The organism is Alteromonas sp. CI.11.F.A3 (assembly GCF_032925565.1).
GTDB lineage: Bacteria > Pseudomonadota > Gammaproteobacteria > Enterobacterales > Alteromonadaceae > Alteromonas.
The window spans coordinates 1,581,265-1,603,293 of sequence record NZ_CP136708.1; the positions used below are offsets into that span (position 1 = coordinate 1,581,265).

Annotated in this window: 19 protein-coding genes; 12 read left to right on the top strand and 7 right to left on the bottom strand. The window is 41.7% G+C overall.

The window, feature by feature from the left end; all coding sequences use genetic code 11:
* Position 1 precedes the first annotated feature (1 nt).
* From R1T43_RS06720 to R1T43_RS06740, 5 genes are all read left to right on the top strand, one after another.
* Positions 2 to 1,189 (top strand): hypothetical protein, encoded by a 1,188-nt coding sequence (locus R1T43_RS06720; RefSeq protein WP_317354232.1) that lies wholly within the window; start codon positions 2 to 4, stop codon positions 1,187 to 1,189.
* A 98-nt stretch (positions 1,190 to 1,287) separates the two neighbouring features.
* Positions 1,288 to 1,815, top strand: coding sequence for an outer membrane beta-barrel protein (locus R1T43_RS06725; RefSeq protein ID WP_211070496.1), 528 nt, complete (start codon positions 1,288 to 1,290; stop codon positions 1,813 to 1,815).
* 106 nt (positions 1,816 to 1,921) lie between these two features.
* Entirely contained in the window at positions 1,922 to 2,188 is a 267-nt protein-coding gene (locus tag R1T43_RS06730; protein WP_317354237.1) for a DUF3081 family protein, read from the top strand.
* Between the two features lie 187 nt (positions 2,189 to 2,375).
* Positions 2,376 to 3,302, top strand: a complete 927-nt coding sequence (lpxL, locus tag R1T43_RS06735; protein ID WP_317354240.1) for an LpxL/LpxP family Kdo(2)-lipid IV(A) lauroyl/palmitoleoyl acyltransferase — start codon at positions 2,376 to 2,378, stop codon at positions 3,300 to 3,302.
* A 123-nt stretch (positions 3,303 to 3,425) separates the two neighbouring features.
* A complete protein-coding gene (locus R1T43_RS06740) occupies positions 3,426 to 4,040 on the top strand; it encodes a TcpQ domain-containing protein (RefSeq protein ID WP_317354242.1) in 615 nt (204 codons plus the stop codon).
* A 23-nt stretch (positions 4,041 to 4,063) separates the two neighbouring features.
* Here R1T43_RS06740 and glnE read toward each other — a convergent pair whose 3' ends face one another.
* Entirely contained in the window at positions 4,064 to 6,991 is a 2,928-nt protein-coding gene (gene glnE, locus R1T43_RS06745; RefSeq protein ID WP_317355720.1) for a bifunctional [glutamate--ammonia ligase]-adenylyl-L-tyrosine phosphorylase/[glutamate--ammonia-ligase] adenylyltransferase, read from the bottom strand.
* Between the two features lie 117 nt (positions 6,992 to 7,108).
* Between glnE and R1T43_RS06750 the strand changes: the two genes are divergently transcribed.
* Positions 7,109 to 8,014, top strand: coding sequence for a DUF350 domain-containing protein (locus R1T43_RS06750; protein WP_317354244.1), 906 nt, complete (start codon positions 7,109 to 7,111; stop codon positions 8,012 to 8,014).
* An 84-nt stretch (positions 8,015 to 8,098) separates the two neighbouring features.
* Here the strand turns inward: R1T43_RS06750 and R1T43_RS06755 are convergent, their stop codons facing one another.
* Entirely contained in the window at positions 8,099 to 8,500 is a 402-nt protein-coding gene (locus tag R1T43_RS06755) for a hypothetical protein (protein ID WP_317354247.1), read from the bottom strand.
* Between the two features lie 270 nt (positions 8,501 to 8,770).
* Positions 8,771 to 9,163: a GIY-YIG nuclease family protein gene (locus R1T43_RS06760; protein ID WP_317354250.1), complete on the bottom strand. Its 393-nt coding sequence runs from the start codon at positions 9,161 to 9,163 to the stop codon at positions 8,771 to 8,773.
* Between the two features lie 19 nt (positions 9,164 to 9,182).
* Between R1T43_RS06760 and hldE the strand changes: the two genes are divergently transcribed.
* Together hldE and R1T43_RS06770 are read left to right on the top strand one after the other, a co-directional pair.
* The gene (gene hldE / locus R1T43_RS06765; RefSeq protein WP_211070501.1) at positions 9,183 to 10,613 is read left to right on the top strand and encodes a bifunctional D-glycero-beta-D-manno-heptose-7-phosphate kinase/D-glycero-beta-D-manno-heptose 1-phosphate adenylyltransferase HldE; all 1,431 of its coding nucleotides are present in this window, start codon (positions 9,183 to 9,185) and stop codon (positions 10,611 to 10,613) included.
* 111 nt (positions 10,614 to 10,724) lie between these two features.
* Positions 10,725 to 11,792, top strand: coding sequence for an XrtA/PEP-CTERM system-associated ATPase (locus tag R1T43_RS06770; protein ID WP_317354252.1), 1,068 nt, complete (start codon positions 10,725 to 10,727; stop codon positions 11,790 to 11,792).
* A 41-nt stretch (positions 11,793 to 11,833) separates the two neighbouring features.
* On the opposite strand, the gene R1T43_RS06775 is transcribed toward R1T43_RS06770, so the two are convergent.
* The 4 genes from R1T43_RS06775 to R1T43_RS06790 are packed head-to-tail and all read right to left on the bottom strand — an operon-like array spanning position 11,834 to position 16,607.
* Positions 11,834 to 13,519 (bottom strand): TIGR03016 family PEP-CTERM system-associated outer membrane protein, encoded by a 1,686-nt coding sequence (locus R1T43_RS06775; RefSeq protein ID WP_317354254.1) that lies wholly within the window; start codon positions 13,517 to 13,519, stop codon positions 11,834 to 11,836.
* The gene (locus tag R1T43_RS06780) at positions 13,488 to 14,378 is read right to left on the bottom strand and encodes an XrtA-associated tyrosine autokinase (protein ID WP_317354255.1); all 891 of its coding nucleotides are present in this window, start codon (positions 14,376 to 14,378) and stop codon (positions 13,488 to 13,490) included. The genes R1T43_RS06775 and R1T43_RS06780 overlap by 32 nt, the downstream gene beginning before the upstream one ends.
* Positions 14,378 to 15,946 (bottom strand): XrtA system polysaccharide chain length determinant, encoded by a 1,569-nt coding sequence (locus tag R1T43_RS06785; protein ID WP_317354257.1) that lies wholly within the window; start codon positions 15,944 to 15,946, stop codon positions 14,378 to 14,380. Before R1T43_RS06785 ends, R1T43_RS06780 begins: the two co-directional genes overlap by 1 nt.
* A gap of 28 nt (positions 15,947 to 15,974) precedes the next feature.
* Positions 15,975 to 16,607 (bottom strand): XrtA/PEP-CTERM system exopolysaccharide export protein, encoded by a 633-nt coding sequence (locus R1T43_RS06790; protein ID WP_317354260.1) that lies wholly within the window; start codon positions 16,605 to 16,607, stop codon positions 15,975 to 15,977.
* A 149-nt stretch (positions 16,608 to 16,756) separates the two neighbouring features.
* Between R1T43_RS06790 and R1T43_RS06795 the strand changes: the two genes are divergently transcribed.
* From R1T43_RS06795 to R1T43_RS06810, 4 genes are all read left to right on the top strand, one after another.
* The gene (locus R1T43_RS06795; RefSeq protein ID WP_317354263.1) at positions 16,757 to 18,169 is read left to right on the top strand and encodes a TIGR03013 family XrtA/PEP-CTERM system glycosyltransferase; all 1,413 of its coding nucleotides are present in this window, start codon (positions 16,757 to 16,759) and stop codon (positions 18,167 to 18,169) included.
* Positions 18,170 to 18,212: 43 nt separating this feature from the next.
* Positions 18,213 to 19,598, top strand: a complete 1,386-nt coding sequence (gene xrt / locus R1T43_RS06800; protein ID WP_317354265.1) for an exosortase — start codon at positions 18,213 to 18,215, stop codon at positions 19,596 to 19,598.
* Complete coding sequence (locus R1T43_RS06805; protein ID WP_317354266.1) at positions 19,595 to 20,689, top strand: GNAT family N-acetyltransferase; 1,095 nt, start codon at positions 19,595 to 19,597, stop codon at positions 20,687 to 20,689. The genes xrt and R1T43_RS06805 overlap by 4 nt, the downstream gene beginning before the upstream one ends.
* 394 nt (positions 20,690 to 21,083) lie before the next feature.
* Positions 21,084 to 22,013: an O-antigen ligase family protein gene (locus tag R1T43_RS06810; RefSeq protein WP_317354268.1), complete on the top strand. Its 930-nt coding sequence runs from the start codon at positions 21,084 to 21,086 to the stop codon at positions 22,011 to 22,013.
* Positions 22,014 to 22,029 lie beyond the last annotated feature (16 nt).

Below are 22,029 nucleotides of genomic sequence, written 5' to 3' on the forward strand. Positions count from 1 at the left end.
CGTGATTAAATCCATCGCTTTATTTGTATCGAGTATTACGGCTTCATTCTCTTTACTGGCCAATACGGAAATAACAGGCTCTGCCGGTGGAGAGCTGCGCTATTTCATGCAAGACGCCCTCTACGAAGTGCAAGAAAGAACTTACGGCTCAGTCTTTTTTAGCCCCGAAACTTATACTGAGTGGAATGATGGTGAAGACAGCTTGCTGTTTAAACCCTTTTTCAAGGCCGACCAACACGATGAGGAGAGAACACATTTCGATGTTCGAGAACTGCAATGGATGCATGTGGCAGACACATGGGAAACCAAAGTAGGGATTGGAAAAGTATTCTGGGGGCAAACCGAGTCCATCCACCTCGTCGACATCGTTAATCAAACCGATGCCATTGAAGCGGTAGATGGCGAAGATAAACTTGGTCAGCCTATGGTTAATGTTTCTTACTTTAGTGACTTCGGCACGTTTTCAGCCTTTGTGTTGCCCTATTTTAGAGAGCGTACCTTTGAAAGTGCTGATGGACGTTTGCGACCGCCTATTGCCGTAGGAGATGCCTTGTACGAGTCGGATGGTGAGCAAAGCCATGTTGATTATGCGCTGAGGTGGCAATCAAGTATCAGTGATTGGGAAGTGGGGCTATCTTATTTTTCAGGTACAAGCCGAGAGCCAGAACTTGTTACTACGGTAAATAACGAAGGTCAGCCAGAGATTCTTCCCTATTACGCGCAAATCAGTCAGGTAGGCGTTGATTTACTCACCGTTTATGGTGCGTGGTTACTTAAATTTGAGTCGATATATCGTGAAGGGCAATCGGAAGATTTTACAGCGGTAGTGACAGGTTTCGAATACACCACACAAGGCATATTCGACACTCAATATGGCCTAGGTGTATTGAGTGAGTACCAGTTCGACGAGCGTGAAGATAACTTTTTTGCTGTGGGTCAAAACGACCTTATGGTGGGCTTACGGTTTATCTTTAACGATATTGATGGAACCGAAGTGCTAATGGGGTACGTGCAAGATTTAGATGAATCGAGTACATCTAGTGCATTTATTGAAGCGTCCAGTCGTATATCACCTCATTGGCGCTGGAAATTGGATGGCTATTTCTTTTCAAGTGATGATACTGACGATACCTTTTATTTCCTAAGAAGAGATGATCATCTCCAATTTACCCTAGAGTACTTTTTTTAGTACGAGGCGTTATTTCTGATTTAAATTAAACATTTACACTCGTAACCCTAGTTATTTACTATTAGGGTTATTTTTTGTGGTTCTAACTTGAGGTTTTAATGAAGCAGTTTGTCGTTGGTTTTATTGCGCTTTTTTCAATGTTTAACGCACATAGTGCTTCTACTCATTATGGTATCGCGTCAGTTGGGTTTAGTGATTTTGAGTTCACAAATGTCGAAAATAGCGGGCTAGCTTACAGTGTTGCTTTTGGACGCCAAATCCACAGGCAGTGGTATGCAGAAGTGGGTTACCTTAATTTAACTAATGATAGCGAAGGTGATACCGAGCTTTCGGGTGACGCGCTTTACCTTGCTGTACTTGGAAAGGCAAATAGTCAGTATGGGGAGCTGTATTACAAATTAGGGATTGCTAACGCTGATATCGCAAGTACGCGCTACTGTGGAAACTCAGCTTTGTTAGGTGATGCATGCTCATTTGATGAGGGTGTGGTTGCAGGTATTGCTGGCCTTGGGTTTGATTATCATGTTGGTCTAAAATCTATGGTGCGACTGGAATATATTTACTTAGGCGGGGAGGACGACCTCTCAACGCATTTAGTGTCTTTGGGCTTTCGCTACAATTTTTAATGCTCAATAGGGTTGGGTGACCAAACACATACAAGTACAGCGGTGTAATCCAAACACTATCATTCAGCGTAAAAAGAGTTGCTAGTCAAAAACTAAGGAGCCATTTATGAAAAATGAATTAGACAGTAAATTTCTGTTACAGGTGTTTGAAAAAATCCGAACTAACGGTGATAAGAAAGAAGACCAGTATCATCTGAATGGTATTGTTGCGTACACCGACCTCGATGGTTACACGCTATTTATTGAAGATAAAAATTGTAAACTGCAATTTGGTTTCCATAATCAATATCACTTTGATTATGAAAAAGACGATCACTTTCAAACTTTTGAGAAAAAGTTGAAGCAGATAGATAAAGAGTACGGCGCTAACTAAACCGCTTGATTGGGAGGGGAAACCTTTTTTCAAAACTTGACGTTTATCGAGATTGTTAAACTAAAGCTTGGCGCATTGAAAACAAAATACCACGGCAGTAGTGTCGAATTATTCCACCAACGCACTTTCGACTTTAATTTGGTCTGCTACAATAGCGCTCCTCTTAATTTGTTAGGAATAGAGTGCGTTGGCTGCGGCAATTAAGGCTCCTAAATTCAAACTGTCTTTTCTTACTCCAAAATTTTGGCCAGTATGGCTAGGAGTATTCCTTCTTTACATCATCACTTGGCTCCCTCTACCAGTCATACGATTTATTGGTGGTGGTGCAGGTAAACTGATTGCGAAAATCGTTCCTAAGCGCGTGCGCGTGGCAAAGCGAAACCTTGAACTTTGGAACCCTTCATTATCAGAGTCAGAAGTGCAGGCACTATTAAAGGAAAACGTGCGTAGAACCGGTATGGCGTTATTTGAAACGGCTATGGGGTGGTGGTGGCCTGATTGGCGAGTGAAAAAGGCCATAGAAATTGAGGGTGCAGAGCATGTTGAAGCGGCCATAGCCAGCGATCATGGAGTTTTTGGTATGGCACTGCACAATATGAATCTTGAATTTGCATGCAGGGGAATTGGTTATTTCCACCCAAGCATCGCCTTCTATAGAAAGCATAATAATCCGCTAGTCGACTATTTACAGTACCACGGTCGTAACCGCTCAAATAAGTACATGATTGATAAGCGAAATGCCAAGGCCTTATTAATGGCCTTGGAAGACAAAGAGCTTTGCTTGTACCTTCCAGATCAAGATTACGGACCAAAACAAAGCGTGTTCGTCCCCTTTGGTGGGGTCGCTGAAACCGCGACCACTACTGCTACGCTGATGTTTATTCGTCGCTCTACCAGTATACCCATGATAATTACGTCTCAGTACACTGCGAAAGGTTACAAGATCAAAATATACCCACCATTGACGCATTTAGGGGATATGGACGATGTTGCTGCATTAACGGAATTGAACACCCATATCGACAAGGCCATTAAAGAACAGCCTGAAAGTTACTTGTGGATGCACAAACGGTTTAAAACCAGACCCAGTAAAGACACCCCGTCATTGTACTAACGGAGCAGTTACCTATTACATCGTTAGGTGTACAATTACTGATGTAGCGCGCTTTTTGTGCGTAAGGTAAAAGCGAGGTAAGCTGTACCTTGGGTTTAAGTTATTGGAAGCATTAATAAAGTCATGGCTAAAAAAGGTTATTCAAATACATTATTTTGGGCGCGTCACGTAGCGCTGGCATTCGTATTGATAGTGATTGCGGGTGTGATGATTTATTTGCAACAAAATAACAGTGATGACGTTCCTTCTGGTAAACCTGTTGAAGAAAAGTCGGTGGCAAAGGGATTGAGCGAGTTTTACCGCGAATTTAGAATGTCTTCCACCGATCCAGTAAAAGAAGAACAGGGGAATTTTGTCATCGAAACTGGTGGCGTTGATCCCCAGCTTGATAGCAGACTAGAGAGCATGTCCAGCTTAAATACGACAGTAGATACTAGCTGGACTGGCGAGCAAAAATACCGCACCTTTAAAGAAGGGAGTACGCTGCGAGAAGCTATCTCTACTTTTGCGCAAGCGGAAGGAATGCAGCTGATATGGAATTTAGAGCAAGACTTCATAATCAAACATCAGTTTCAGTTAGATAATACGGTAGCCGGTTCGTTGGCAAAAATTGCTAGCGCTATCGACAGTAGCTTCGAAGGGCAAGTGAATGCCTATCTATGCCCCGAGCAACGTTCCTTAGTAGTGACCGCTGAAGAAACCGACTTTTTAGCTACCCGATGTACTCTAGTTCGTTGATGTTTAGCTAAATCAAAGGTGAGCTACTGCTCACCTTTGTTATTATTATCATTACTACTATAAATGTCGGCACCACTGCCAAACAATGCCCGCCAATATTCACTTACCGTCTCTCTCATTTGACTTAAATGCTCGGTTTGCTCTGCATACTTTGTGTCGGCAAGAGTGAGGTGATGATATTGTTCTCTTAGCGCAAGGTAAGCTTGTTGCAGCGCGTGAGATTGTTTTTCATCAATAATGTCTGCGTTATGGGTAGCGTCTAGTAAACGCAAATTGTCTGAAAATTCCGTTAAGCTTTCAATCTTGTTCGCATGGGCTAACACCCAGTACTGAGTCATAAATTCAATGTCCGCAATACCTCCCACACATTGCTTCAAATCGACTTTTTGATGACTTGCAGAAAGTAAATGCTTGCGCATTTTCGCACGCATTTCGCTTACTTCAGTAGATAGCGAAGCCTGATCTCTATGAATAGATAGAATGTTATGACGCACAGTATTAAACGCACTAAGCAGTGATATATCACCACAAATACCGCGGGCTCTCACCAGCGCTTGATGTTCCCATGTCCACGCTTCTTCTTGTTGGTAGCGCTCAAATCCATCTACATGACAACAAAGCAGCCCGGCATTTCCGGAGGGGCGCAAGCGTAAATCTGTTTCATACAACTGACCAAATAAGGTTTTGGTATTCAGCAAGTGCATAATACGCTGAGCAAGTTTGATGTAAAACTGCTGGGCTTCGATAGACTTAGTCCCATCGGTGGTGGACTGACGGGGGGCATTGTGCAAAAACACAAGGTCGAGATCAGAGCCATATCCAAGCTCATAGCCACCAAGCTTGCCATACCCAACAACCGCAAAGCCCAGTTCGCCATCATTCAAGTGACTCGGCACACCAAAGCGCGCTGAAACTTGGTGCCACGCTGCTTCAACAACCTGTTCAAGAAGCACCTCCGCTAATACGGTGAGTTTATCGCTTACATTCGCAATAGGCAGCGAGCCGCTAATATCACTGGCGGCAATGCGCAATTGCTGACAAAGCTTAAACTGTCGCCAAGTGTCCATAGCAAGCTCAACATCGTCGTGTTCAACTCGCAGCATGGTTTGGCGCAACTCTTGGGCGTATTCGTATTTGCTAGTGGTGATATCTGAGTTTTGCTGTTGTAAATAGAGTGGGGTGAGCAGTTCATCTAACAGTAACGGGAAGCGTTTGATTTCATTTGCTATCCATTCGCTCCTGTCGCAAAGTTTGACCAATTGTTGCAGAACATTGGGGTTTTCCAGTAATAAATCTAAATAGGTTGTTCTGCCCGTAATTGCATCTATCACGCCGAAGATTCGTTTTAGTACATTGTTTGCTTTATTAGGATCGAATTTAATCAGCACATACAGTATTTCGGGGATGAGTTTATTAAGCGTGTCTTCGCCTTTTTGACCCATTCGATATCCGCGCTGATTGGTTTTAAACGCTTGTAGCTGGGTACAAATACCTTGCGCTTCCTCTGCGTTAATAAAAGGGGTTAGCGTAGTGCTAAACTCTTCTTTATCGAGGGAGAGTTGCCAAGCGTCGCGGCATGCGTCATACAACGTATCTTCGCTAGTGTGAGTATCTTTAGCTTCTTCAACTAATTCATTGAAATGCCCATGTATTCTAGACATGGTGTTTTGCAGCTTCGCCATAAACTCGTCATAAGAACTGAAACCAAGCACGGCAATTAATGCGTTTTTCTCCCACTCACTATCGGGCAAGGTTTGAGTTTGGCGGTCTTGGCATTGTTGAAGTGTATGCTCAATTTTACGAAGAAAGAGATAGTCAGTTCGCAGCTGTTCAGTCACATCGGTTTCAACAATTTCAAACTCGGCAAGCTTATTAAGGGTAGTAAGTAGCGACTTACTTTGTAACTCAGGCTCTCTACCACCATGAATAAGCTGAAAGCTTTGCGCAAAAAATTCAACCTCGCGAATACCGCCCGCACCAAGCTTAATGTTATTGCTCAAGCGCCTACGTCTAATTTCGGTGGCAATAAGGTGCTTCATATTTCTTAGTGCATCGATGGTAGTAAAATCTAAGTACCGCCTGAAGGTAAAGGGCGTAAGTATGGCGTTTAATAAGGCTACGTCTTCTGAATTATCGTCGTTGATCACCCGCGCTTTCACCATTGCAAAACGTTCCCAATGACGGCCTTGCTCTTGATAATAATCTTCCATGGCGTCAAAGTGCATCACCAAAGGCCCTGATTCACCGAATGGCCGTAATCGCATGTCTACTCGGTACACTTGCCCGTCGGTGGTGACCTTGTTAAGTGCTTGAATCAACTTTTGCGCTAGGCGGGTAAAAAATTGCTGATTTTCAATGGGTTTCTTTTCACCATTTGTCATGCCTTTCTCGGGATAGGCAAAAATCAAATCGATATCTGATGAAAAGTTAAGTTCACGACCACCTAATTTCCCCATGCCCAAAATGTACATATGAATAGGACCATTTTCACCATAGGGCACACCATGTTTTGCACTTAGCATGGTGTAAATCCATTGATAAGCTGATGTAATTAATACATCGGCTAATGCCGAAACCTGCGCTAACGATTGCGTAATAGTCTGTTTGTTAAGTCCATCTCGTAGGGTAATCGCTGCCATATGAAAGTGGCGACAGTGGCGAAGTGCGCGAAGCAGTTCATCTTCGGATTTAACGTTTTCCAATTTTTGCGTAACAGCCTTCTTGTAGAAGGTGTGCGGCTCGTCAGGAATCGATTCAACCAGCATAGTGCCAACCCACTCAGGGTGCTGAAGGCAAGTCTCTGCAAAGAATAGCGAGCGCCCAAATAGGGTGGTGAGATCGCTTCGATGATGCGCTAAGTCACTATTAAAGCGTTCATTATCTGAAAGCTTTTCCCAGGTTTCGTTAGCTAGTTGTGCATTGCTCATGGTAATTGTGTTGTCTGTTGGCATAATACTGGCTTCGACAATAATAAATATTTCAAAACGTTGAGATAAAAAAGAGTCTGTCACAGTTTTTGGGGCGTAACCACCCTAAGGTTGTGTTTAGGTTAAAAGGAGTAACAATACGTGGATGCTTTAATTAAACTCGTGCCGCTAGGTTCTGACTTATGGATTTACCTTGCTATCGATGTGAGTATCGCCCTAGCACTGTTGGTGGTTATGAAGTGGGTGACTGGGCTTATGAGAAAAAACTCTGTCACCGAAGAGTTGGGTATTAAAGATAATTTTGCTTTTGGTATTAGCATAGCCGGTGGCATGTTGTCGCTTTGTATCGTGCTTAGTTCGGTAGTAGGGCGACATATTGGTCAGGGCTACAGTGAAGCTGCAACTGGCATGGTCACGTTTGGTATCGTCGGGATCTTATTAGTTAAGTTTGGACGATTTGCCCACGACAAACTAGTGCTCAATCGCGTAGATACCCATGCCATGATTTCAGAGCGAAGCGTTAGTGTTGCACTGGTAGATGCTGCAAGCTTAGTTGCTAGCGCCATTGTGCTGAAAGATATTATGGTTTGGGTAGATGGTAGTGACATGAATGCCATCATTGCTATTGTGACAGGATTCTCTGTCGTACTTACCATGTTGTTGGTGATGACCCGTATTTTAGAAGTGCGCTATGCAAAAGATAATCAAAACGATTCATTTCAAGGTGCTTTGAGAAAAGGACAACTAGCTCTGGCTATCGAGCATTCGGGCAATTTGCTGGGCACCGCGATGATTGTTTCTGCAGCAAAAAACTTACTTATCTATAACCCCTCAGGTTATGTGAGTAACGTAACAGGCTGGCTAGTAGTAAGTGTAGCGCTGGCTATCGCATTGCATATACTGGTGCTAATCAACAAAAAAGTGATTATGTTTGGTATGAACTTTAGGCAAGAAGTCGACCAACAACACAACGTTGGCGTAGCTTCATTAGGCTTTACGCTAAGCATAGGTACTGCCATGGTAATTAATGGCGTACTAGGTGGTTAAGCTAGTTCGTCTTCTATCTATTGGAGTAATTCGATTTATATTCAATAAATTTATAATGTTAAAGCATAAAGTAATACATTGTATTTATGCTTTAACATTGACCTTAGGAGACAATTGATACCCATCATATTCATGAAGTACATCAAGGAAGTCTGACCATTGTTTTTCTGATTTTGTATCTCCTATACTTTTTGCAAAATCTCGACTGTTTTTAATTTGAGCAATAAAGTCCTTACTCTCTACGCCAACGAATGAGCCGTTTTCAAATTTAAAGCTATCATATGGGAGAACAAGTAATCGACCATCACCAGTTTCTTTGATAAGTGCATTTAATTCATCCATGCCAATGTTGTGCATGTCTACAGTTCTTGATTCTGCATTTTTTCCTGTGAGATCAGGCAATTCATTGCCGCTTTTTTTTGGGTCTTCAGGTTGTTGAGCTGGCTGGTATTGACTGTAGATAGGTGTTTGATTACCGATAATCATGAGGAACATCCTTATTGCTGGTTTTAAGTATATAAAATTAGCAATAAGGATGCCGTTTTAAGAGGTGATGGCTCTAAAGTAGAGCTTTTATAATTACCCGAAGTTAAAACAAAGCTTTTAAATAAGTAATGTTAAAGTGAAATATTGGGATCGAGATTGATACAAATATGAGGAATATAGAAATCAATATGGAGCAGGGGAAGTGGTTGCCTGAAATATGCTTGGTAAACATTTGTGGCGTGAATTTGAGGGCTTTGATTACAAACGATTTTACTGATACTTAGAAGGAGAAATATACTGGCTGTTTCGATATAGATCTTCACATAGGTTTTCAAATAGATTTTTAGGCAAAACCTTCTGTTTGACGATAGCCCGTTTTTTCTCTTTAGAAAGCCGTTTTACTTTGTATTCAATTTGCGAAGCTGTCGACCTATCTCCGATTAAAAAAATTGCCCTAAAGTGAAGAGGGCCTTTTCCCTTTAATGCCCGAGCGCCCCCTACGATTTCACCTCTATGCTGAGATATTCTTCGACCCGGCGAAGTCGTAATGCCCGTATACAATTGACCCAGTTTATTTTCGATAAGATAAAGGTACCAAGTTGATGGCTGCTGGTGGGTATTCACGTTGTTGGCTGTTATACTCATTGGCAATTTGAAATACATCGATAAAGTTGTCTCATCAATGATTTTACCAGATTTTAGTAAAGCGAAAGTGCTTATTGTAGGTGACCTAATGTTAGACCGCTATTGGAGCGGTGGCACAGGTCGTATTTCCCCTGAAGCCCCTGTACCTGTGGTGAATGTTCAGTCATCTGAAGATCGTCCTGGCGGCGCGGCCAATGTGGCTGTGAACGTAGCTACCCTTGGAGCTAAAGTTACCTTGCTCGGTATGTGCGGTAACGATGAAAATGCCAAACTATTACGTGAGCGCTTAGAGTCTTTTGATATCGATTGCCAGTTTTTTGCCGTTGAAGGCCAAGACACAATAACTAAACTTCGTGTGATGAGTAGAAATCAACAACTGCTCCGACTTGATTTCGAAAAGAGCTTTGCTGATTCAGATAAATCAGAACTAGAAAACGCGTTTGATGGCGCCCTTGATGATGTTGATATTGTTATATTATCTGACTACGCCAAGGGCTGTTTAAGCAATCCTCAGGCACTTATTCAAGCAGCGAAAGCAAAAGGCAAGCGAGTGATTGTCGACCCCAAAGGGAGCGATTTCACTAAATATGCTAATGCCACGCTAATCACACCGAATATGGAAGAGTTAAACCATGTGGTGGGCGAGTCTACAACAGAAAAGTCACTGGTTGAAAATGCGCAAAGCGTTAAATCTGATTTGCAGTTAGATGCTTTACTACTCACCCGTTCTGAACAAGGGATGACCTTGTTTGAGGGTAATAATGCAGAGTTTCATTTACCTGCAAAAGCCAAAGAAGTTTACGATGTTACCGGTGCGGGAGATACAGTTGTGTCTACGTTAGCAGTAGCTTTAGCGAGTAAATTACCCCTGCAAGCCGCTTGCGTGTTAGCTAATTTAGCCGCCAGTGTAGTGGTAGGGAAATTAGGTACGTCTACGGTAACCAATACCGAATTAGCGCTAGCCTTAGGTGAGCAATCTGTGCATTTAGATGGCGGTGTGATGACCGAAGGGCAGCTTGAGATGGCGATGGCTGCGGCGAAAGCGCGAGGCGAACGTATTGTTATGACCAATGGTTGCTTTGATATATTGCACTCTGGCCACGTAGCCTATTTAGAAGAAGCCGCGCTGCTAGGTGACAGACTTATTGTAGCAGTAAACACTGATGACTCGGTGACTAAGCTTAAAGGTCCTGGGCGGCCAGTGAACAACACTAATCGCCGCATGGCTGTGTTAGCAGGCTTAAGTGCAGTTGATTGGGTTGTGCCCTTCACTGAAGATACGCCACAGCGGTTAATTGCCTCACTTTTACCAGATATACTGGTGAAAGGTGGTGATTATCAAATTGAAGAAATCGCTGGTGGAAAAGAAGTCATTGCTAACGGCGGTGAGGTGCAGGTGTTAACGTTTGAAGATGGCGTTTCGACCACCGGAATCATAGAGCGTATAACACGAAACAGGCTAACCTAGCTTTTTCACCGTTACCTCAACTTTTTATCTCAGTAAATGTAGTCGTTTGCTAGCCATACCCATTGCTCGGTAAGCTAGCAAAGTGAGCAGTTTTTTCAAACGGATATCAGAATGTACGAAAGTTACTACGGACTTAACGCCAAACCTTTTCAGTTAACACCAGACCCAGGCTTCTTTTTTGCCAGTAAGTGGCACAAACGCGCCATGTCATACCTTCAGTATGGGCTGTCGCAGGCTGAGGGGTTTATTGTTATCACGGGTGATATTGGTACAGGGAAAACTACCGTCGCGAATAGCTTGCTGGCTGAAATTCAAGACGATATTTTCGCAGCCCAAATCGTAACGCCGAAACTGTCTCCTGATGAGCTGGTTAAAATGGTGGCCTCAAAGTTCGATATCAATACGGACGGAAGAAGCAAAGCTGAAATTTTAAAGATGCTTGAGGTGTTCTTGTACGACTTGAGCACCCAAGGCCGCCGTGCATTACTGCTTGTTGATGAAGCTCAGAACTTGCCGCTAGAATCGATAGAAGAGCTACGTATGCTGTCTAACTTTCAGCTTAATGGTAAGCCGTTAATTCAAAGCTTTCTATTAGGCCAAGAAGAACTACAACCCATTTTGCGTGCACCTAATATGGAGCAGTTCAGACAGCGGATTGTGGCTTCTTGTCATCTAGCGCCCCTCACGTTAGATGAGTGCAAAGAGTATATTGAATATCGCTTACACCATGCTGGCTGGAATGGCGAAGATTTGTTTTCAGAAGGGGCGTATGAGCGCATCTATAAGTTTACCCGCGGTGTGCCTCGTAAAATAAATACGCTGATGGATCGTATCATGCTTTTTGGCTTTTTAGAGGAGCTTAAAAGCTTTGATGAAGATGCCGTTAAAGAAGTGATAGATGAGGTTAAAGCAGAAATGTTTGAGCCTGAGAGTGGGGTGGGCCATTCACCATCCCAAGCCCAAGATTTCGCAGAGCATCCTGAAAACAGAGCTATTATGACACCAGGCGGCAATATCATACGAGATAGTAAGTACTATCTTGATATGTTGGCAGAGTTGGTAGACGCGCTCGATGACGCAATATCACATAAAGTTAAAATGACGCAGTATGTAGATAAACTAATGAAGAAAAAGTTTAAAACTTATGTAAGGCTGAAGAGTACGGATAAGAGTGAGTAGAGGGGCTAGAGTGACGCGGAAATCCCGTCACTCTAAATAACCTACTGATAAGTATAAATGATGGATAGGGTAATTCTTCGGTCCGTGTAATTCTCTCCAAATTGCCCACCCCCGATTGCGAGGTCACCATTTTTCTCAAGATAAGTAATGTCAATATTAGTTTTGAGTGAGCGTCCAATATTCCGTTCTAAGCCTAGTGAGGCATTCCAATTGTCAGTGCTTCCTGTATTTATCCCGTCACTATTTGAACGTTCATCTACATTTGCATAATCGACACTGGTGTTTAAATAAGTATAATTACCAAGTTGGTATGCTACCGTAGTCCCCAAAGCATAGGTTCTTCGCAACCTATCTTCATCTAAATAATCACTTTCATCATATCGCCAAGAAAATGCAAATGTTAGTCTAGAAAAGCTATAGCCGGCTTGAAAATTGGTACTTTTCAACAGAATTATATTATCGTCAAAAGATAAATTTTGAGTAGTAAGTTGAACGAACTGCTCGTCTGCGCTAGTGGTATAGTCTAAAGAGTTTGGTTGAAAGCAACCTGAAATTGAAGTTGAGTTAGTCGGACACACAAAAACACCCAAGTTTTCAAAGTCAGCTAATAATTGTGATGTGGTAGTTACGTCTTCAGAGTAAGATAAGGCTGTTCGGAAATATTTTGAATTGTAAGTAATATCTGCCGAAGCCGATTCACCATAAAAGCGTCTGCCGTAGCTGCCCTTAACGGAAGTACGGTTACTTAGCGCCCATTCGATGTCTAAGCCCACATAAGTACTATCATCATCGTTAGAAACGTCTGAATCACTTTTATTTGCAGTTACCGATATATATCGATTAGCGTTTTGTCGATAAGTTAATCCTGCACCATAAGAGTTAAACTCTCGCGTACTGCTTGTTGTATCGGTTCTATCGGATATTTGGTTGGCTTCATGAGATCCCGTGAGACGTATTGCCCAGTTTTTTGCAAAAGATGTATCAATGAAGGCATCGACAGTTCTTGCTAAATAGTCACCGCCAACACTTTCATCTCTATCTGAGTCTTGATATGTCCCCGATACCTCCCAAATAAATTGCTTTGCTTGGTCTCCATTCTCGAAAGTGCCTTCAAATTGAAGAATATTGTTGTTTAACGTATTCCCTAAATCCAGTTCTAATCTTTCACTCTTCACATTTGAGTACGACACTCTGCCAAAACCTTGGGCCCAATTACCTTGGTCCGAGAATATTGAAGTAGCAATTCGATTGGAGCGTGTTTTTGACAAGCTATCAGCATTACTTAAAAAATCTGATACAAGATAATTGCTAGAATCTGTATTTTGATAAGTTAACGCTCCAGATGCATCAAATAATACAAACCTTTCGAAAGGTGCCCACCTAGCTGAGTAGTCGTATTCACCGAATGTATCGTTCCGGCTATCGTCGCGCTTATCACGCTCCAAATGAGTTATCGTTCCAGACCAAAAACCCGAAAAAGTTCTCGTTTCTAGAGATGTATTTAGCTTAGGGCTAATAGAAAAAGTTGTTAATGATAAAGTCCCATCGTCTTCTGAATCAACTTCCTGAAATATGGATTCACCTTGTACAGTTCCAGTGATGTCAATATCAGCAAAAGCATAAGGGGACAACAATGAAGCTATTGAAAGCGCTAAGTAAATTGTTCCATGTAAACGACACTTTGTGTTGATGTTTTTAAACTTTACGCTCGGCATAGTAGTATCCATAATATCCGCTTCCGTCGGTATCATGATGGACCGATTTATTTACAACAAATCCAATCGCCATCTCAGGGTTTAATCGCTCAACCGACATTTTAATATCGCTAATTTTGGCTTTGCCTTCTTCAACCACCACCACCGCTTGCCCAGCGAAATTTGCCAAGATAGCACTTTCATTTATGCCAATTAAAGGAGGTGTATCAAAGATTACTACACGATCTGGGTATCTATTCGCGAACTCGTCCACAGTTTCATGCATTTTATGGCTGGCAAGCATTTCGGTCGATAAATGATGTGACTTCCCTGCTGGAATTATCTTTAACTTATCAATATTAGTGGGGTATAGAACTTCAGAAATATCACTCACATCTCCGGTTAAGTATTCCATTAAACCTTTTCTACGTTCTAAGCCCAGAGTATTTAAAACATTTGGTTTTAATACATCGGCATCAACCAAAAGCACTGTCTTATCTTGCTCAGATGCAATACTCAGCGCCAAGTTAGTGGCTGTGAAAGTTTTTCCCTCAGATGGCCGGCTACTTGTGACCATGATGATATTTGGATTGTTAATGGTTTTAGCAAGTGCTCCGAAAGCATTCGCAAGCAGTTTCCTTTTGATTTCACGATACTCTTCATTTATTTGTTTCCGCTCGCCGAGCAGAGCAATGTGGCCATTTTCGCTTAACCGCTGTAAATCGATATTGAAAGGTTCCAATGATGAACTCAATGTTGCAGATGGGGTCGTTAAAACTGGCTCTTGCCTTAAAACGGGAGCTGCATCATTAGGAGCCTTCGGCTCTATGAATTTACTTTTGCTTTCTTTTTCTTTTTGTTTTTGAAGTGCTTTCTCAATAGTATTGCGCATTACAAAAACCTCTCGACTACATTAATATTCATAATTTCAGCAGCGATTAAGACGCCGTAAATAATCACTATAGCCAAAGATGATATGATAAAGACTAACAGTCTTAGATTGTCTCGCTTTTTAATACTATCGTAATCTAGGTGAGTAACGGTTCCCCATATAGGATAGTCTGATAACTTTATCAACTGGTTGGGGCGTGTAAGAATAGGGCTTAATTGACTCACAATAAACGCTAAACCAATACCAGCACCAAAGCCTAAAAATAATACAGCGGTATACAATATTAATCTATGTGGACCTGACGGGGTATTTGGAACTAATGGTGGTTCAATAATCCTAAACTGTAATTCTTCAGACGACACTTCTGCCCGACGAGATAGATCGGCAGCTTCTCTACGACCGAGTAACTCTTCATACTTATCTTTAGTAATTCCGTAATCTCGGTTTAAAGCAGTAGATTCAGCTTCGATCTGTGGTATGAGGTCTACTTTCGATTCTAGCTCTGCAATTTTATTTTTAAGATCCAGCTCTTTGACTTTGAGTGAGGCGATCTCACTCTGCGATTTGCTAACCTCTAATTTAATTTCTTGAGTAAGTTCATTTAGAGGGGCTTGCTCACCTTCACCAGCATTGGCAAGAAATGATTCAATTTCTCTTTTTCTATATTCTTCAAGGCTATCTAATAATTGTTGAGTCTCGATAACATCGGGGTGTAGTTCAGTAAAACGCAATTTTAGCCTATCAAGTTCTTCTTCTAGATTCTTTATTCGCTCATCGTATCGAGTTTTAAGTGTTGGACTATCCTGATTTGTAACTCCGAAGCTGTCCACTGCTGAATCTCTCTTTATTTGTGAGTTAAGAGATTCAACTTGCTGGGTTATCTGTCTTATTGAGAGCTGTGTGTTCTCTAATTCAGAATTTAAGTTTTGAAGACGTGAATAATAGGTACCAGACAGCGGCAATATATTGTTGTATTGACGTTTAAACTGCGCTAATCGTTGTTCAGATTCTGCTAGCCTACTTTCATATTCAGCGATTTGTTCTTGTAAAAAACGACCGGCGGTATCCGTGTCTCTGCGATTGTTACCGAGCGAACCTTCGACAAACAAATCAAGGGTCTCTTGAACGACTTTTTGCGCAGTGGCAGCGTTAGGGTTACGGTAGGTGATATTGTAGATGTTATCTCGCCCAGTCGATTTTAATTGTATCTCAAGCGCGAGGTTTGTGACGAGATCTTCAAATTCTCTCTCGGTTTCAGTAGTAATATCTAAATCGCTTTCTCTAGCAATTATTTCCACGTTAGAGCGACTTAACAGGGTTCGCGCCATCATTTTGACTTCTTGATCGGGATCAGATTGAATCGCGAGTCCTTTAAGTAATGGCTGAAGCACTGAGCGAGTATCTACATATACCTGCGCTTTGGAGGTGTACTCGTCCGGCAGCGTTGCCACCATGATAAAACCAAGCGGACATAGCAGCCATGACATTATGATAACATGACGCTTTTTAATCCAGATCCCCTTCACAAGGTCAAGGAACTGGACTAACGTTTGTTGAAAATCCTGCATTTAAAAATGTTCCGTTTACTACTTAGAACTAAAACCAAGCTTCTGGAATAATAATTATATCGCCTGGGAGAATGTCTACATTTTGTTGAATGTCGCCGCTTCGAATTAAGTCGTCAATGCTTAGGGCAAATGTGGATTGCTTTCCATTGATTACGCGAACTAATTTTGCGTTATTACCGTCAGCAAACTCCGTTAATCCGCCAACAGCTATCATTAAATCGAGCAAAGTCATGTGTTCGGTATAACTTACCGCGCTTGGGTTAGTGGCTTCACCGATAACTCTAACTTGTTCACTAAGAGGACCAGAGAAATTATTTACACTCACGGTAACTCGAGGATTGTTTATGTAAATTGATAACTGTTCTTCAATTTCGCGAGCGAGCATAGAAGGCGTTCGTCCTGCTACATCGATATCCTCGACAAGTGAAGTAGTTACTTTGCCATCAGGTCTAACAATAAATTGACCGGACACTTCAGGATTACGCCAAACAAAAATGGTAAGCGAGTCGCCAGGACCGATTAGATATTGATATTCATTTACATCGGTTGTTAATGATGCTCTGGTGGTAGCTTGGGGGAGAGTTGAAGTATTCGAGCACCCAGCAAGTATTAAAACAAGTAAAAATGCAAAGCTTAAATGCATGTTTTTAAAACGAAACATAAGAGATCATCCTACACTCATTATGGTTAAATTGTTGCTTTCGGTGTTTACCCTACGGCAAATCTCACTATAATGCCAATAACAATTCTAGTCTATTAGAATAAATCCCTCTATGATAGGGATTAGTTCGTAGTATTAAGGGGCCAGGGGTGGCAGTAAATAAGCGAAATCAAAATAAGCGCTCTAATATTCTTGTAGTGACAGAAGCGCTACTTATAGCTTATATGGGATATATTACGTACTTTATCCTTACACAAGTTGGGCTTGTTTCAACAGTTCCACCGGAAAAGCTAATCATTAATGTAGGGTTACTTACCGTTTCTATTCTTCTTTGCTCACTATCTGTGGGCTTGTATGAAGCAAAACTAAGGGAAACTTTTCGCGGGATTATAAGACGGATATTTGTCAGTGTAGGGCTAAGTTACTTCCTTGTTGAAATCGTCAGTAGAGCGTTGTTCGATGATTTGGTGATGGATGCTTATTTCCTGCCGGCTGCTGTATTTTCCATTATCATCACACTGGTCATTTTTCGCTACTTTACTAACCGATTGGGGCTTTTAGGTTTAGGCAAAGTTCGTATAGTGGTGTTGGGCGCGGGTGAGAGAGCATCAATTATTGAAAAGCGTATGCGTCGAGATGTCGATAGGATCGGCTTTGAAATGGTCGGGTTTGTGCCTATTCCTGGTGACAACCGAGAAGATGGTATTCGTAGGGAAAAAATCGTTCACATAAAGGTGGATGAGAACTTTCAGCAGTTTATCAATGACAATGATATTGAAGAAATTGTCATTGCGTGTGATCAGCGTCGCGGTACTTTGCCTGTTGAAGTCCTTTTTGAATGCCGCCTTCGCGGTATCGAGGTTACCGAATTACTCGACTTTATGGAAAGAGAGACTGGGCAAATTGTTGTAAACCTGATGTATCCAAGTTGGGTCATCTATTCTAACGGTTTCCAAAGCCAAAATTATCTAAGAGATGCACTGGATTACAGCCTTAACGCCATATTAGCATTATTTGTGTTTATATTTGTATGGCCAATCATGCTCACTACGGCACTCATTATCTATCTTGATGATGGTCGACGCACAGGGGTTTCTGTGTTTTACGCTCAAGAGCGAGTTGGCTTAAATGGACAGTTGTTCAAAATACTGAAGTTTCGGAGTATGCGGCCTGATGCCGAAAAAGACGGTGCAAAATGGGCAAGTAAAAATGACGATCGAGTAACGCGAATTGGGCATTTTATTAGAAAATATCGCGTCGATGAATTGCCTCAGTTACTAAACGTATTTAAAGGTGAAATGTCTTTCATTGGCCCTCGCCCAGAAAGACCTCAATTTGTTGAGCAGTTAGTGAAAGAAGTTCCCTATTACAATCAGCGACACAATGTAAAGCCCGGATTGGCTGGGTGGGCTCAGCTCAACTATCCCTATGGGGCAAGTGTGGAAGACTCTATGGAAAAGCTTAAGTTCGACCTTTATTACGTTAAGCATCAAAGTTTGCTATTGGATATTTTGATTTTGATAAGAACGGTTGAAGTTGTGCTCTTTGGCAAAGGTCGTTAACTACGCAATTAAATGATAAATAGCTCTACAGGGATTTAGCAGTATGTGGAACAATATAGGAAAGCTTAAACACTTCTGGGTATTCGTGTTTCTGCTGTTGGCATGGGCCGTATTCAATTACCCGATTATGCAAACATTGTGGAAGTATAGTTTCGATGACGGCACGTATTCTCACTCTTTTCTTGTTCCTTTTATCATACTTTATCTTGCCTTTATTCTTGAGGTTGAAAATAGAATTCATTTTCGCTCATCAGTTAGCGTCCTCTGGGTCGGCGCCTTAATAGTTGCCGGATTGGGGCTCTGGGTAGCCACATTATCTCAAATTAGCTTGCTTTACTGGTCCATGTCCTTGCTGGTGCTGACCGCACTCATGTTTCAAGTGTTTGTTTTTAATATATCGACGTTGTTTCCCCTCGTTTACCTTGTTTTTATCTTTCCTTTCTGGGGCTCTCTAGCGTTACTCTTCCAGAAGATATCAGTATTTATGGTGACGCTGATGATGTCGTTAACCGACATCCCCGTCTACGTAGAAAACGAATTTGTCACTATTCCCTCGGGTATCTTTGAAATTGCAGAGGGATGCAGCGGTCTAAGGTATATTATTGTCGCGTTAGCGATTAGTAGCCTGTACGTTTTTCTTTATTTGCGAACGAGAAAATCTGCCGTTATCTTTACTTTTTTTGCTCTCTTTGGCGCATTGGTAACTAACTGGATCCGAATTGTGCTGCTTATCGTCATTGGCCATATGACCGATATGGAGAGTTCATTAATGACAGATCATAATAACTTCGGTTGGTATATTTATATTCCTGTTGCCATTTTTCAGTTCTATTTGGGAAGAAAGCTAGAAGATAAAGAATTTGAAACGTTAGGGAGTAGGCAGAAAGCAAAGTTTGAAGACCAGCGTCAACTTCCCAAGCGATTAATGCTCAGCACCTTACTATTCAGCTTATTATTTTCTTCATGGTTCGCGGTAATGGCAGTGAATAACGATAACCAAGAAATAGCATGCAACGCGATAAGTACGCCAGTAACGCCCATCATATACAATGCTTCAAGTGCATGCCAAGAGCAGGTACGAATTGATAATGTTGAAGTGACTACGTTGCATTATTTCTTCGACGGTAAAACGCTTGATGCTAAAGCATCGTATTATCTCAACTCTCCAATTCCGGATGGATTTCAAGAAGTTAGGATGATAGTAAGCGAGGAATGGAACGTTTTGGTCGTGTCAGATAGTGCCTATAACCAGTGGTTGTTGGCTTATCGATATCAGGTGGGCGCTAAGTATGAAACTAATTTGTATGCGCTAAAAAAAGCAAAGCTAATCAGCGGGCTGAAGGCAATTAACTCCACGGCAATTCAATGGGTCACAACGAAATGTAAAACCAACTGTGGACCGAAGGATTTAGCACGGTTAGGTCTGTGAAAGCAGGGCTGACATTCCAGGTTTTGACTACGTTGAGTGAAGTAGAGTCCATGCAAACTGCGTGGGAAAGCCTTTACGCAAAAAGTAAAAATGCCACAATATTTACCAGTTTCGCTTGGGTTACAACTTGGGCGTCAGTGTATCAACATACCATAGAGAAGCTGTTTATCGTCACGGTAAATAGGGCTGGGGTATTGGTAGGGGTTATCCCTCTTTATGTGCGAAAAGTAGATACGACTGCGGCGTGGTTTATTGGTAGTGGAGAGCCATCTCAGTCTGAAACGTGTAGTGAAAGACAAGACCTTCTGTGTGATGAATCTATTCTTGCTAGCGCATTGGATCCTCTGGGCGACTTAATGATTGAATTCGGTATCAAGCGCCTTAGTTTGAATAATGTGTCTCCTAGTTCTTTGATAACAAGTTGGTGCTCATCATCTAATATAAGGTATCTAACGTCGAAAAGAGGGAGGCGCTTTTACATTCCGAGTGAATGTGGGCGGAGTAAACTCGAGAAAAAAGTCCGTCGAGGTAGGAGGGCAGCTAAAAATTTAAATGCAAAATACATTCACGTTAAGAGCCGGGATGAACTCCAGACTGCGTTTGCGAGCTTAAAAGCACTGAATGCTAAACGGTGGAAGGAAAAAGGCCACCCAGCCATCTTTGACGACTTACTATTTAGCCAGTTCCATCAGGAAATACTTAATAAGCTTCTGGATGAACAACGTTTGTCGTTAGTGATGCTGGAAGTGGAAGACCAAATCATCGCTGTGAATTATTCAATCGTTTCTGGACAGGAGCTCATTTTTTATCAAAATGGTATAGATACCCACTTTAAACCCAATATTTCTCCAGGTTTGCTGCTGCATTATGAACAACTCCTTTTAGCAAAGGAGCGTGGACTGAGTGCCTACGATTTCATGATGTCTACTAATGCTGATAGTTACAAACGAAGCATAACAGAACGAAGTGAAGCGGTGCTATCGTTGTGTATATATAGCCACTCATTCCCATTTTTGTGTAGTAAAATGAAACGTTATTTAACCATGATTATAAAAAGAAGCATGAAGGGTGTTGCGGATGACAAGATCTAAGTCTCGATTTGGCGCAGAGTCACAAGAGTCCACCGCCCCTTTCGGTTTTTTTCTTTTGTGTGTTTACACTGCGCTTGTTCTGATAAGGCCACATGAATGGCCTATCCTCAGCCTTCAATTTCCAGTGCTAAGAATATTCCTTATCGCAACGTTTTTTGCCTATTTAGTTTCATTGCGGCCAAAGGTATGGAATGCGCAATGCACGATAATGATATTGTTATTGTTTTCCATGCTTTTATCAGAAGTAAGGGCATTGAGGTTCTTTAGCGATTTAACGTTTGTTATCGATTGGATAAATACAAATACAATTCCTTTCATTTTATTTTTAGGGTTTCTGGTTTCATTTGGCAGACAGAAAATTATTCTATTAATCTCTTTATTAGCATGCATAGTGATGACACAGCATGCATATGTACAGGTTAATAATCCCTTCGGAGAAGGGTGGGCTGAAACAGTTATTTATCGCAATGATGGGGCTAATCAAATGGCACAGGCGCGGTATATCGGAATTTTTAATGACCCCAATGACATGGGAATGTTTTTAGTCATGAATATTCCTATCGCGGTTTTCTTTTTGGTTTCGGCAAAAGGCTGGCTAATGAAAGGTGTCTATTTACTGACAACTATCTTTCTTGTTTTCGGCATTTATTGGACTGGGAGTCGAGGATCCCTATTGGGGCTTCTGGCGGTGTTATTCGCGTTTTTCTATTTACGTTTCGGCAAAATTAAGTCAATTTTGTTGGCTGGAATTTCCCTTCCGGTCATTTTGGTGGCAATGGGTTCATTTCGTACTATTAGCAAAGATGATGAAAGCTCGATGCAGCGACTAACAGCGTGGTATGAAGGTATTCAAATGCTATTACATCGCCCACTTTTTGGATTTGGAAAGGAGCGCTTTCTGGAATACCACTCTAAATTAGCCCACAACTCATTTGTTACCGTTATGTCTGAATTAGGAATTATCGGGTACACACTCTGGATGTCGTTTGTATTGCTAATCTTTTTAATGCTATTACGTATTATAAAACTGAAAAGCGACCCAGTTTCATCCGATATCTCGATAAAACAAGAAGTCACGCTCGCTGTTTTTATATTAGTTTCGATAATAGGCTATTGTAGTACGGCCTTTTTCATTAGCCGTAGCTACATTATGTTTTTCTACATATTTGCGGCAATGGCAGCTGCGTCTTTTATAAGAGTATCTAAGGCAAAGCCTGAGTTGCAATTGGAAATAACGGGCAAAGACTTGCTGAAAGTAGGGCTTCTTAGCTTGGTAAGCTTGGTACTACTCTACATCATAATAATCACGCTACTTCGAATATAGTCTAAGCAGGGAGAGC

What these genes read in the sequence shown, in the direction of transcription:
- R1T43_RS06725 (WP_211070496.1), top strand. Translation starts at nt 1,288, where the DNA reads ATGAAGCAGTTTGTCGTTGGTTTTATTGCGCTTTTTTCAATGTTTAAC.
- R1T43_RS06730 (WP_317354237.1), top strand. Translation starts at nt 1,922, where the DNA reads ATGAAAAATGAATTAGACAGTAAATTTCTGTTACAGGTGTTTGAAAAA.
- R1T43_RS06740 (WP_317354242.1), top strand. Translation starts at nt 3,426, where the DNA reads ATGGCTAAAAAAGGTTATTCAAATACATTATTTTGGGCGCGTCACGTA.
- glnE (WP_317355720.1), bottom strand. Translation starts at nt 6,991, where the DNA reads ATGCCAACAGACAACACAATTACCATGAGCAATGCACAACTAGCTAAC.
- R1T43_RS06755 (WP_317354247.1), bottom strand. Translation starts at nt 8,500, where the DNA reads ATGATTATCGGTAATCAAACACCTATCTACAGTCAATACCAGCCAGCT.
- R1T43_RS06760 (WP_317354250.1), bottom strand. Translation starts at nt 9,163, where the DNA reads ATGTATTTCAAATTGCCAATGAGTATAACAGCCAACAACGTGAATACC.
- hldE (WP_211070501.1), top strand. Translation starts at nt 9,183, where the DNA reads ATGATTTTACCAGATTTTAGTAAAGCGAAAGTGCTTATTGTAGGTGAC.
- R1T43_RS06770 (WP_317354252.1), top strand. Translation starts at nt 10,725, where the DNA reads ATGTACGAAAGTTACTACGGACTTAACGCCAAACCTTTTCAGTTAACA.
- R1T43_RS06775 (WP_317354254.1), bottom strand. Translation starts at nt 13,519, where the DNA reads ATGGATACTACTATGCCGAGCGTAAAGTTTAAAAACATCAACACAAAG.
- R1T43_RS06780 (WP_317354255.1), bottom strand. Translation starts at nt 14,378, where the DNA reads ATGCGCAATACTATTGAGAAAGCACTTCAAAAACAAAAAGAAAAAGAA.
- R1T43_RS06785 (WP_317354257.1), bottom strand. Translation starts at nt 15,946, where the DNA reads ATGCAGGATTTTCAACAAACGTTAGTCCAGTTCCTTGACCTTGTGAAG.
- R1T43_RS06790 (WP_317354260.1), bottom strand. Translation starts at nt 16,607, where the DNA reads ATGTTTCGTTTTAAAAACATGCATTTAAGCTTTGCATTTTTACTTGTT.
- xrt (WP_317354265.1), top strand. Translation starts at nt 18,213, where the DNA reads ATGTGGAACAATATAGGAAAGCTTAAACACTTCTGGGTATTCGTGTTT.
- R1T43_RS06810 (WP_317354268.1), top strand. Translation starts at nt 21,084, where the DNA reads ATGACACAGCATGCATATGTACAGGTTAATAATCCCTTCGGAGAAGGG.